This is a genomic window from Oceanobacillus sp. NCCP-135, from assembly GCF_059698015.1.
In genome coordinates, this window is record NZ_BAAKSZ010000054.1 from 1 (window position 1) to 11,836 (window position 11,836).

Below are 11,836 nucleotides of genomic sequence, written 5' to 3' on the forward strand. Positions count from 1 at the left end.
GGCTGTAAATCACATGCCACGTCAATGCTGCTGACCTTTCATCCGTCATAGTTCGTGACTGCCAACATCATATCAAAGGTCTCCTAATATAGATTTATTGAATCAACTAATTGTGAATTTAAATGGGTTGATTGAGAAAGAAAATGTTAGTTTTCAATCCAATAAAGAGATTTTATATGAAATATATGAGGAACTATATAATCCAAAGTCAGGTCTAAGTGGTATAGACACTGGTTTTACAGACTTTAATAAAATGACGGATGGTTTTCAAAAAGGGAATTTAATCGTATTAGCTGCTCGCCCGTCCGTAGGGAAAACTGCATTAGCACTAAATTTTGCAATGAATGCTTGTAAAAATGATACGAAAGTTATTTTCTTTGCCTTTGAAATGTCAGCAAATGAATTAAACTATAGGTTAATGAGTTCAGTAGCAAATGTTGATTCAATGTTTTTACGGAAAGGTAAGGAATATTTAACTGATGAGGAATTAGATAATGCGGTTACAGCAATGGGTATTATAGATGATTGGGATTTTAGGATAAGTGATAACAACAGCAGACAAACAGTTTACGATATTTGTCAAAACGTGAGAAGTCAGGTTAGACAAGATCCGAATCAAGATTTTTTAGTAATTATAGATTATTTACAGCTAATTAAAACAGACAAAACAGTAAATAGACACGATCTTCAAATAGGAGAAATAACTCGTGAATTAAAATTGTTAGCAAAGGAACTTAATATTCCTGTTATCCTATTAAGTCAACTAAACCGTGGTGTAGAGAATCGTGCTGATAAAAGACCTCAAATGAGCGATTTAAGGGATTCGGGAAATATTGAGCAGGATGCAGATGTAATAATATTACTTCATCGTGATGACTATTATGATAAAGATAGTGAAAACAAAAATATTATTGAAGTAAATATTGCAAAGCAACGTAATGGACCTGTGGGTAATGTGGAATTAGTATTCCTAAAGGAGACAGGTAAATTTTTAGATTTAGCTAAAATGTAGTTAAGCTAGATTTAAAAATAATTATTAAAAACTTTTCAATTATCCCTTCGAATATAAAAAAATGAAGATACAATGTTTTACACAGGTGAAAGAAATACTTTCTTTCACAAGTATCAATAATATTATACTAAGGAGAGAAATAAAAATATGAAATGTGTTGCTTATGTTCGAACTGCTAGTAAAAATAATGAGGTTGCTTTAACTAAACAAATGGAAATGATAAAGGAATTTATTTCCGGAAAAAACTATAAGCTAGATTCTGTTTATACTGATGTTGGGTCTGGGACTAAGGTGAATGAAAATCTTCATAGAATGATTGAAGACGCTCAAAAAGGAAAAATTGACGTTATTGTTGCTGCTGATACGACACGGATCCTTAGAACTAATGAGATTGCTAATGTATTAGGAAAGTTACGTGAATCCAAAGTTCATATTATTACAGTAGATAATAAAATTAATACGTTTATAAATGATGATATTACTGCTTTAAATGTTTATGCTTATTTAAATGAATGTGAAGCCAAAGCAATGAGCCAAATAATTAAGGATGGAAAAAGATTTAAAATGGAAAAATCCCTAGAAGAAAACTATTAAGTTTATTTGTTAATATTTTTTTCAATAATAAGAAGGCAACATCTTAACAGAAGGTTGCCTTCTTTTAAATGGTTCTATAAAGTATTACTAGCATTTGTATATTTAACGTTAGTTTTAAAGCGTAGTTTATTTAGAATGTTATAATAGTATTAGGGGAAGGGTAATTCTGGGAATTTGCTAATGATTTGGTATCTAGAAAAGGGGTTTTTAAAATGACAGTTTGGTTATTCCGTGCAGGAAAACAGGGGGAATTTGAAAGTAAGTTTCTTGATGATAAGAGAGTCTATCTTACGTGGGATGATCTTAACATAAATCTAAAACAAATTGAATCAAAGGAAAGCCTATATAAGCGATTAATTGATCATTATGATCTAGATAAGGAAAAAACAGCTATTAACTGGGCTTCTCAAATTTGGCCAATTGCACATGCAATGGAACAAGGTGATCTAGTAGTCTTACCATCAAAATTTAATCGAACAATACATATTGGTGAGGTTGCTGGTGATTATGTTTATGATGAATCACTTGGAAGTCCTTATTACCATTATCGCAATGTAAAGTGGATTGAAAAAGATATACCAAGGGATCGTTTTGATCAGGATATATTATATTCATTAGGTGCTTTTATGACAGTCTGTAAAATACATAGGAATAATGCGGAAGAACGTATAAAAGAAATGCGCAATAATAATTGGTATGTACCAAAAAACAAAAATGTGAAGGAACTAGTTGAAGAGAATGAAGAGACAGTTTCTATTGATTTAGAAGAATACATTTATGACCAGATTTCTGAAAGGATAATTCAACGATTTAAAGGTCATAAGATGGAAAACTTAGTTGAGGAAATACTGAAAGCAAAAGGTTTTACAACATACAGAAGTCCTGAAGGTGCGGATCAGGGTGTAGATATATTAGCAGCTTCCGACACGTTAGGCTTTGGTAATCCAAAAATCTGTGTTCAAGTAAAGACATCAGATACACCTCTTGATAGACCGACACTAGACCAATTAATAGGTACTATGAGCAATTATAGTGCAGATTTTGGATTATTAGTTTCATGGAGTGGTTTTAAATCATCCGTTACGAAAGAAATCCCTAAGCAGTTCTTTAAGGTTCGCCTTTGGGATTCTAAAACCATCATTCAACAGATTTTTGAGAACTATGAGAAGCTAAGTGATGAAATTAAGAAGGAGATTCCTATTAAAAGAGTTTGGATGTTAGATAGTGAAGTTGAATAAATGGATTTGGCAAAGTAATTAGAGATTCTATTTAATAAGGGATTATAGCTTAGGTGGGATTAAATTGTTAAAAGTAGTTTATTTTGATGAAGGGTCTGCACTGGATTTCATTTCGATTAAAAACGGGGGGAATCTAATAGAAGAAACAGTTAAGGAAAAGAAAACAGGTGGTAATTTTAAAGGGGAAGCTGGAGCGGGTGTAAAGGCTGGACAAGGTATTAGACGTCTACTAGATACATTATTAGTCGATGTGGATGGAAAGGTAGGACTAGATGGAAATTTGTTTAGAGAAAAAACAAATTTAGTCCAATCAAGTATATCTAATACAATATTGACTGATTTTATAAAAGTTGTAAATAGACAGAGAAGGAAAAATAGGGAAATTGATAAACTAGAAGGCTATGAAATAGAAATTGTTGAGGAATCAATAGCGTATTTCCAAAGGATATCACCTTATTTATTATTTACTGATGGGGAGGTAGATTTAGGGGACGGAATAAATATGAATATTAGTAAAATGCAAGATGCTTTAAAAATTGGAAAGGGATACTATGAATTACTCGCTAAAAATAACGATGGACAGGAGATCATTACGCGATTTAATAATTCTGTATTCAGAAATAACTATTCGGTCTCGGATTTGGATCAAATGAATTTGGTTTTTTATGGAATTAAGGTAGGGAAATTAAAAAAGGATTTATTGAATTTTGAAAAACTAATGGAGACGTATTCCAAATCCAATAAAGATGAATTAGAAGGTCTAAAAAGAAAGTTTCAACAAAAGGATAAGCAAAAAGCCGACACTAGTGATAAGCTCGATGTTTATGATATTATTCTTGCTGGAGTAGAGTAAATGAGAAATATATTAATTTTTAAAGGTCCCAATAGTAGATTTGAAGAGATTATAAATATACACCAAGAAAATGCCCTTAATCTTTATGAAATACTTGAGTCCAGAAAAACTGATGGAGATGGTAGTTCTAAAGTAGTTCTGAATGATTATTATGAGTCGATTATTATAAGCTCAACAGATTTTGCTACCTTGTCTGAAACTGGTGAAAAAATAATTAATCATATGTTAACAACTTTTGCTAATTATTTTGATATAAAACATATTTTTATACAGAACCCTACAGAACCCTACAGAAACAATTGAAGAGAAAATTAAATTAATGGCTAAAAATAATAGTGAGTATAATTTGGAAATTACTCAATATACTTACCCTACGATTACAAAGGAATCTTTGGTAAATATTTATCAGGATTATTCAGAAAATGTTATTGGCCAAGAGAATGTTAAGGAAGAAATGTTGAATGTTTTATATACTCTTTATAAGAAACGTAATAAAGGTGAACCTTTAGTCTTGATGTTTTTTGGTCCTTCTGGAGTGGGTAAAACTGAATCGGCGAAATATTTTAGTCGGGTTTTAGGCGGAAGGAAAATTTTTAGAATACAAATGTCTATGTTTCAAAATAGTAAATCCCTAGACTATTTATTTGGTGAAGAACATAATGCGAAAAGTTTTGCGATGGACTTGTTGGAGCGGGAATCAAATGTTATTTTACTTGACGAATTCGATAAAACATTCGATACAGTGTATTCCGCTTTCTATCAGATGTTTGATGAAGGGGTATTTAAAGATAGAAATTACAATGTAAATTTAGAAGATGCGATTATAATATGCACATCCAACTATAGCGATCTGACAACTATAAGAAGAACTATAGGTGATCCGCTTTACTTTAGGTTTAACAAACATATTAAATTTGATGAGTTGACCAAAGAAAGTGTAATTAAGATTGTCGAACTTATTTATGATAATATTTTAGAGGAATTAGACGATACTGAAAAAGATATAGTCATTAAAGCTAGATTAATAGAGTACATATTGAGTAATGTAGATAAAGTTATGAAGCAATCGCCAAATTACAGGAGGATAAAAAATTTTGTTGAGGATTTAATTAATTCATTATTAGTGAAAGAACTTATCCGAGATATAAAACAATGAAATAGAGCTAATTACTGGATTCCCATTGGGAGTACAAAAACGGCTAATAGCATTACCAAATGCAGATAAAGTATTTGACCTTTATTAGACTGTATATCTTAGGGTTTCTTTATATTAATTTAAGGTAAAGAATGATCTAGGGATAGCAATCATAACCTGAATTAATTAAAAAAAGCATTGAGAAATTAGTTCTCAATGCTAATTTTTTGCCTCTTAAATCACCACGGTGAACCGTATCACAAATAGTGTAATTTGAGATTAATGAGGAAAGGTTTAAAAATGTGTTAAAAAGTGATAAGCAGGAGCTGGGTGCTACAACCAAGCTCCATTATCATCATTGATCATTTTTAAAAAGGCACTCGAGGTTGCAGTAATCGCTCACTAGTTCCTACCACACTCAAATCTCCACCCAAAAATTATCCGTCACCCTCGCTTCAATCGTTTTCCGTTTCTCTATGTAATTGCTAATCAACTCCACCATATCCTGTTGAATTTCTTTTACAACCAGTTTGTTTTTAAACATATCAAAGTCGCCGCCCCCGCTTGCACGGTAATTATTCATGACGACATTATGATTTCCTTCCATATCGAGTGGCTTCCCTTTGTACGTAATGTTTTCCACTTTGCTTCCTTTAGGATTCGAAACTCGAATAGAATACTCGATACCCTCCCACATATCATAATTATAATGCTCCGGCTTTGGAATGAGATAATCTGGATTTACGGTCATCTCTCCATTTGCATCAAGCGTGAAATAATTTGCGCTTTTTTCCAGGGCTTGTTTGATATCCTTTCCCGTTAATGATAGAACGACAAGTGTGTTTGGAAACTTATAGTTTGTAACAATATCACGCATCGTTATTCTGGAAGGAAAGCCAGTTGCTTCATTCCCCAAAAGGGCTGTGACTGAAATATCTACACCGGACACGTCCATCTGCACCTTTTGAACCAATTCAATAAATGGATGCTTCCTTACCCTTGCCTTGAACGGGTCCCGGATGATCATATCGCCTTCTATTTCCCCGATTGGTTCATCCAGCCAATTTTGCGTGGATTGCTCTAATTCTTCCATTTCTTTTACAGTAACAGGATCTGCCTTTACACCTTCTAACGTTTTCACTTCTGCTTGTTTATTTGCTATGATCCATCGGTCTTTCTTCCACTTGAATGTCACATCAATTTCCCCAAAGGCCTCGCCATTATTTCCTGACTGAATGACGAGACAATCACGAATTTTTCCCGTTACATTGCGGTGTTGATGACCGGTTAAGAGGATGTCGATTCCGTCAATTTTATCTGCCATTTCATACCCTTGGTTCTCGCCAGTTATGTTTTCTGTTATTTCCCCAGTTTCAATATCCCTTTCGATACCACCATGGTAGAGGGCGATGAGCAGATCATACGCTTCGTTAGATTGTATTTCTTTTACGACCTGTTGTAGGGTGGAAAAGGCATCGGCAAATTGTATCCCTTGAATATGTTCAGGTGTTTCCCAATTTGGAATGTAATGCGTTGTCACACCGGTAATTGCCACTTTAATCCCATTACGTAATGTTTTAATGATGTAGGACGGGCCGAAATAAGGTTTTCTCGTTTTTTCATCCAATAGATTAGCGGACAGCCATGGATAGTTCGACTGATTGACAGCGTCCTGTAAAATTGTTTTCCCGAAATTAAATTCATGATTGCCGAGGACACCTGCATCAAGACCGATGCGGTTCATAATCGCAATCATTGGATTCGGTTTTGTCGCATGTTTTTTTACGTAATGGGTCATTAGTGGTGTGCCTTGAATCAGATCACCATTATCGAGCACAATCATCTGCTCATGTTCACGTCGTTTTTTCTCAACATGTGTAGCGTATGTTGCTAAACCGAGCTCTGCCTTTTCGTTCGTTCCATAATTAATCGGCAGAACGCTCCCGTGAATATCGCTGGTATAAAGCACTTTAAGATTTGTTTGACTCTTCAAGTATCATCATCCTTTCTTGGGGAAGTGTTACAATAGTAGTTTACCAAAAGAAGGCTGTATTGTTGTAATTATTTAATGTAAAACTTATGCACCATAATTTTTCAAACACTATTGTCAAAAACTGTGACATAAGACATAATGAGAATGTAAGATTTGTCTATTAGTAATATACGCAAAAATAGTAAATTTTAAAAAGTGATGGGGGAATTTGGGCAACGTGCTAAGGCACGCATTAGTTTAAACCTTAACAGAAGTAGTAATCCTTGTAAAAGTATTGCGAATAAACCGCAAGTACTTACGGAATAGCCTCATCCATTAAACATCAACGAGATTTATTAAGGAATCTCGTCACTTTAACAGAAGGAGGCAATTACCAAGCGTTTGGGGGAGAGGGAAGAGGCTATAAAAAAGGATGAGAATGGATAAGAAACCGTTTCAATGTAAAAAAACATTCACAATAATTTACAAATGTTTACCTGGCGTTCATACCTTTTTAATATGTGTTTTATAAACTAGTGTTTATCAATATAAAGTAAAGAGAGGGAGATTGCTTTGAAAAAATTTTTATATCTATCCATGGTAAGTGCAATTATTGTTGTATTAGCGGCTTGTGGCGGAAATGATGAAGGGAGTTCTTCATCTGGAGGAGAATCTGGAGAAGGTGGGGGAACGTCGATTGACAAGCTTTCCATTGGCTTTGTTCCCTCAAGAGAGCCAGATGAAATTATCACAGCAACAGAACCTTTGAAAGATATATTGAAAGAGGAAATGTCTGTATTGGGATATGAAATTGGTGAAATTGATATTACAGTAGGTACAAACTACGAGGCTGTTGGGGAAGCACTATCAGCTGGGACAACGGATATTGGGTTAATTCCGGGTGGTACGTATGTGTTATATGATGATGGTGCAGAGGCTGTGTTGACAGCAACCCGTGCTGGATTAAGTATTGAATCTGATGATCCAAAAGAGTGGAATGATAATAAGCCAACAGAAGATTCCGATGAACAGGCGACAAGCTACCGTGCCTTGATTATCGCTGGTCCATCAGAAAAAGGACAGGAATTATCGGAAAAGGTCAATAATGGGGAAGAGTTGACTTGGGAAGATGTGAATAGTGCGTCATGGGCTGTAATGTCTTCTTCATCACCGGCAGGATATATTTACCCTGCATTATGGCTGGATGAAAACTATGGAAATACGATTACAAACCTAGATAACGTCGTACAGTCCGATTCGTATGGAAGTTCTTTTGCACGACTTGCAGCGGGTCAAATTGATGTTGTAGTAACTTACGCAGATGCACGACGCGACAACGAAGATCAGTGGCAAGATGAATTTGGCGGAGAAGGAACCATTTGGGATGAAACAAATGTTATTGGTGTAACTCCTGCTATTTATAACGACACGGTTAGTGTTAGTAAGAACTCAGAAATTATGGATGATGACTTGAAGGCTGCCATTCAGCAAGCATTTATTAACATTGGTGAATCAGAAGAAGGACAAGAAGTCATTTCGATCTATAATCATGAAGGATATCAAGAAGCCGATTCATCTGATTATGACAATGAGCGAGATGCGCAGGAAATGGTGAAAAATCTGAACTAATCAAACGCACCATTTAATAGAATGCTAATTAAATGAGAGCATCACTTGTTGATGCTCTCATTTTTCAAGATTGGAGAGTAAGAGATGATAGAATTTATCAACGTTGAAAAAACCTATCCGAATAACACGAAAGCACTGGAAGATATTAATTTGCAGATAGAAAAAGGGGAATTCGTTGCGGTTATCGGTCCTTCAGGTGCTGGAAAATCCACATTACTTCGTTGTATCAACCGGATGCATGATATATCTGAAGGCAAATTGATCGTGGACGGTGTGGAAGTAAATTCATTGAAAGGAAAAGAAATTCGCAAATTCAGGCAGCGTATTGGCATGATTTTTCAATCTTATAATCTTGTTACCAGAATCTCCGTTATAAAAAACGTCCTTGTGTCATTCGCTCCAAAACTTCCATATTGGAGCAAGGTGCTTGGGTTGTTTTCGAAAGAACATAAAGTGAAAGCACTGACCGCTCTCGATCAAGTTGGAATTTTAGACAAAGCGTATGTTCGTGTCGATCAATTGTCGGGTGGACAACAACAACGTGTCGCTCTAGCACGAACGCTTGCGCAGAATCCCGACATCATCCTAGCTGATGAGCCGATTGCATCCCTCGACCCTGTAACAGCTAAACAGGTAATGGATGATTTCACAAAAATAAATCGTGAAACAAATATTTCTGTCATCATTAACATTCATCATGTCGAAATAGCCCTTGAATATGCGGATCGGATTATCGGGATTAGACAAGGAAAGATTGTTTATGACGGAAAAGCGAAAGATTTAACAGAGGAAAATCTTAATTACATATATAAAGGGCAGACAGAAGAATTGCATGAAAATGAAATGGAGGGGAAAACGGATGTATGATAAAATTTTCCCCCCAGCTAAAATTATGCTTCCAAATGGAAGGGTCGTTTACGAGAAAAAATCAAGGGCACCGATCATTCTCGTACTGCTGGTGCTTGCAACGATTATTTCGGTTCGGTTTACGAATTTTGATTTGAATACACTGTTTAAAAGATGGAATGAATTTTTTGTGATTATCGGTCAGATGATTCCACCATCATGGGATTATTTGAATCATATTTGGAAGCCGCTCCTCGATACCATCAAGATGTCATTATTGGGTTCAATTCTTGGGTCGATTGCTGCCGTTCCAGCGGCATATTTCGCGTCCTCTAATATCGTAAGTAAACGAGTAGCTGCGGTGACGAAGTTTTTCCTTAGTATTCTCCGAACCTTACCGACGCTTGTTACGGCATTGATTGCTACTTTTATATTTGGTCTCGGGACACTCGCAGGTACGGTAGCGATTTTTCTATTTACGATTGCTTATGTTGGGAAATTATTATACGAACAAATTGAAAATGCAAACATGGGCTCTTTTGAAGCGATGGAATCAATTGGAATGGGTCGCCTGCAAGCATTTCGTTATGCAATTTTTCCTCAGGTCTTGCCTAACTACTTGTCAACCTCGCTGTTTTCTTTCGAAGGAAACGTCAGATATGCCGCAATCCTAGGATATGTTGGAGCAGGTGGGATTGGATTACTGTTAAATGAATCACTCGGCTGGCGTGACTATTCAAGAGTTGGGATGCTTTTGCTCATGTTGATTATTACGGTATATCTTATTGAAAAAGTCAGCGAGCATTTTCGTAAAAAGTTAATCTAAAGGAGTATATTCATATGGATGCAATTGAAAAACAGCTTCATGCTTCACCGCGGAATTTACGCTATATCCTTACCATAACCGTACTCATCCTGATTTTATTTATTTGGTCGCTCACTACTGTGAATTTAGATAATATTTCCGAAAGCGGGTTGGTGATTGCTGCAGGGATTATTGGAGGGATTCTGAATCCAGATCTCGATTTATTATTCAGTTTTACATCCCAGGGTGTACTGTATTTACTTATTGAAACAATAGCAATTGCTTTTCTCGGTACGATTATGGGCTCGATATTGGCGATTCCGCTTGCATTTCTATCTGCCTCAAAGATTGTGCCAAAACCGGTTGCGAGTGTGACGAGACTTTTATTAATTGTCATTCGTACCATTCCAGCTCTTGTTTATGGATTAATGTTTATTCGGGTCACAGGGCCTGGTCCATTTGCGGGTGTATTGACCATTTCACTTGCATCAATCGGGATGCTCGCTAAATTATTCGTCGACATTATTGAAGAGCTCGATACGAATATCTTGGAGTCGCTTGACTCGATTGGCTGCAATACATTTGAGAAAATCCGTTATGGCATTTGGCCACAGCTTTTTTCCTTATTTCTTTCCATCATCATATACCGTTTCGATATGAACTTGAGAGAAGCATCGATTCTTGGAATTGTAGGTGCTGGGGGAATTGGTGCGCCACTGATTTTTGCGATGAACGCTTACCGGTGGTCTGAGGTTGGTTCGATTCTTATTGGTTTAGTTGTGCTAATATTATTGGTCGAATTTTTCTCCAACCGGATTCGGACGAAACTGGTGAGGGGATAGGATATCCATTTTGTTGTATAAACAAGAATTTACATAATTTTAATAGGAATTCAACAATGATTTGATAGAGTGGGTATGAAAAAGTAAATGATTTGACTAGGAGGGTAAAAGTGAAAAGAAATGCTTATGCTTTATGGATGTTGCTGTTGACACTAATCGTAAGTATTACCGTTTTACCAATACCATTTCAGGCGGAGACAATGGATGATCCAGCTCCTGTCATTCAGCCGGAAACCCCGAACGGAAAGAAGGTGTTATTTGATAATACTCATGCACAAACAGCTGGACAAGCAGATTGGGTGATTGATGGAGCTTTCTCCGATTTTGCTGAAGGGATAGCTGCTAATGGTTATTATGTTGAAGAGTTTCGGAAAAACGGTCCACTAGCTGTAGAGGATTTGGAGGATTATGATGTGTTTGTCATTCCGGAAGCAAATATTCCGTTCAAAAAAGCAGAACAGGATGCGATGATTACGTATGTGGAAAATGGCGGAAGTATTTTCTTTATTTCCGATCATTATAATGCCGACCGCAATAAAAATCGCTGGGATTCTTCGGAAGTGATGAATGGCTACCGTCGTGGGGCACATGATGATCCAACTAAAGGAATGCCAGAGAAAGAAAAGCATTCTGAAGCCATGCAAGGTGTGGAAGGCTCCGATTGGCTAAGCGATAACTTTGGTATCCGTTTCAGGTACAATGCTGCGGGAACAGTAGTAGCAGATCAAGTCGCGGACTCGTCAGAAACATTTGGGATCACTCAAGGTGTGAACGCAGTAACGATGCATGCCGGTTCGACACTCGCTATAACAGATCCAGAAATAGCAAAAGGAATTCTTTACTTGAGCTTTTTGCGATGTGCCACTTTTCTAGTTTTACGAGCAAAAAAATAAAGGTTTTATTTTTTTGA

At 36.1% G+C, this 11,836-nt stretch carries 11 protein-coding genes and 1 pseudogene; 11 read left to right on the forward strand and 1 reads right to left on the reverse strand.

The genetic code is table 11. The features are described 5' to 3' along the window. Window positions 1–97 precede the first annotated feature (97 nt). The 6 genes from AC6HVZ_RS19070 (at window position 98) to AC6HVZ_RS19095 (ending at window position 4,853) form a co-directional block, all read left to right on the forward strand. Window positions 98–1,012, forward strand: a complete 915-nt coding sequence (locus AC6HVZ_RS19070; protein WP_497559720.1) for a replicative DNA helicase — start codon at window positions 98–100, stop codon at window positions 1,010–1,012. Window positions 1,013–1,159: 147 nt separating this feature from the next. Further along, on the forward strand, window positions 1,160–1,606 hold the full coding sequence (locus AC6HVZ_RS19075) for a recombinase family protein (protein ID WP_497559721.1): 447 nt from the start codon (window positions 1,160–1,162) through the stop codon (window positions 1,604–1,606). Window positions 1,607–1,818: 212 nt separating this feature from the next. Continuing rightward, window positions 1,819–2,844, forward strand: a complete 1,026-nt coding sequence (locus AC6HVZ_RS19080) for a restriction endonuclease (protein WP_497559722.1) — start codon at window positions 1,819–1,821, stop codon at window positions 2,842–2,844. Between the two features lie 64 nt (window positions 2,845–2,908). Further along, the gene (locus tag AC6HVZ_RS19085; RefSeq protein WP_497559723.1) at window positions 2,909–3,697 is read left to right on the forward strand and encodes a DUF6414 family protein; all 789 of its coding nucleotides are present in this window, start codon (window positions 2,909–2,911) and stop codon (window positions 3,695–3,697) included. After that, window positions 3,698–4,000, forward strand: a complete 303-nt coding sequence (locus tag AC6HVZ_RS19090; protein ID WP_497559724.1) for a hypothetical protein — start codon at window positions 3,698–3,700, stop codon at window positions 3,998–4,000. Between the two features lie 16 nt (window positions 4,001–4,016). Beyond that, entirely contained in the window at window positions 4,017–4,853 is an 837-nt protein-coding gene (locus tag AC6HVZ_RS19095) for an AAA family ATPase (RefSeq protein ID WP_497559725.1), read from the forward strand. Window positions 4,854–5,250: 397 nt separating this feature from the next. Here AC6HVZ_RS19095 and AC6HVZ_RS19100 read toward each other — a convergent pair whose 3' ends face one another. After that, window positions 5,251–6,825, reverse strand: a complete 1,575-nt coding sequence (locus AC6HVZ_RS19100; protein ID WP_497559726.1) for a bifunctional metallophosphatase/5'-nucleotidase — start codon at window positions 6,823–6,825, stop codon at window positions 5,251–5,253. A 552-nt stretch (window positions 6,826–7,377) separates the two neighbouring features. On the opposite strand from AC6HVZ_RS19100, the gene AC6HVZ_RS19105 reads away from it, so the two are divergent. The 5 genes and pseudogenes from AC6HVZ_RS19105 to AC6HVZ_RS19125 all read left to right on the forward strand — a co-directional run. Beyond that, window positions 7,378–8,433: a phosphate/phosphite/phosphonate ABC transporter substrate-binding protein gene (locus AC6HVZ_RS19105; protein ID WP_497559727.1), complete on the forward strand. Its 1,056-nt coding sequence runs from the start codon at window positions 7,378–7,380 to the stop codon at window positions 8,431–8,433. Between the two features lie 84 nt (window positions 8,434–8,517). After that, on the forward strand, window positions 8,518–9,300 hold the full coding sequence (phnC, locus tag AC6HVZ_RS19110) for a phosphonate ABC transporter ATP-binding protein (protein ID WP_497559728.1): 783 nt from the start codon (window positions 8,518–8,520) through the stop codon (window positions 9,298–9,300). Next, window positions 9,293–10,105 carry a phosphonate ABC transporter, permease protein PhnE gene (gene phnE, locus AC6HVZ_RS19115; RefSeq protein WP_497559729.1) on the forward strand — a complete coding sequence of 271 codons (813 nt, stop codon included), beginning with the start codon at window positions 9,293–9,295 and terminating at the stop codon, window positions 10,103–10,105. The genes phnC and phnE (AC6HVZ_RS19115) overlap by 8 nt, the downstream gene beginning before the upstream one ends. A 14-nt stretch (window positions 10,106–10,119) precedes the next feature. Further along, window positions 10,120–10,926 carry a phosphonate ABC transporter, permease protein PhnE gene (phnE, locus tag AC6HVZ_RS19120; RefSeq protein WP_497559730.1) on the forward strand — a complete coding sequence of 269 codons (807 nt, stop codon included), beginning with the start codon at window positions 10,120–10,122 and terminating at the stop codon, window positions 10,924–10,926. Window positions 10,927–11,036: 110 nt separating this feature from the next. Beyond that, a pseudogene (locus AC6HVZ_RS19125) lies at window positions 11,037–11,771 on the forward strand (endonuclease); the annotation flags it as partial. Between the last annotated feature and the right edge of the window lie 65 nt (window positions 11,772–11,836).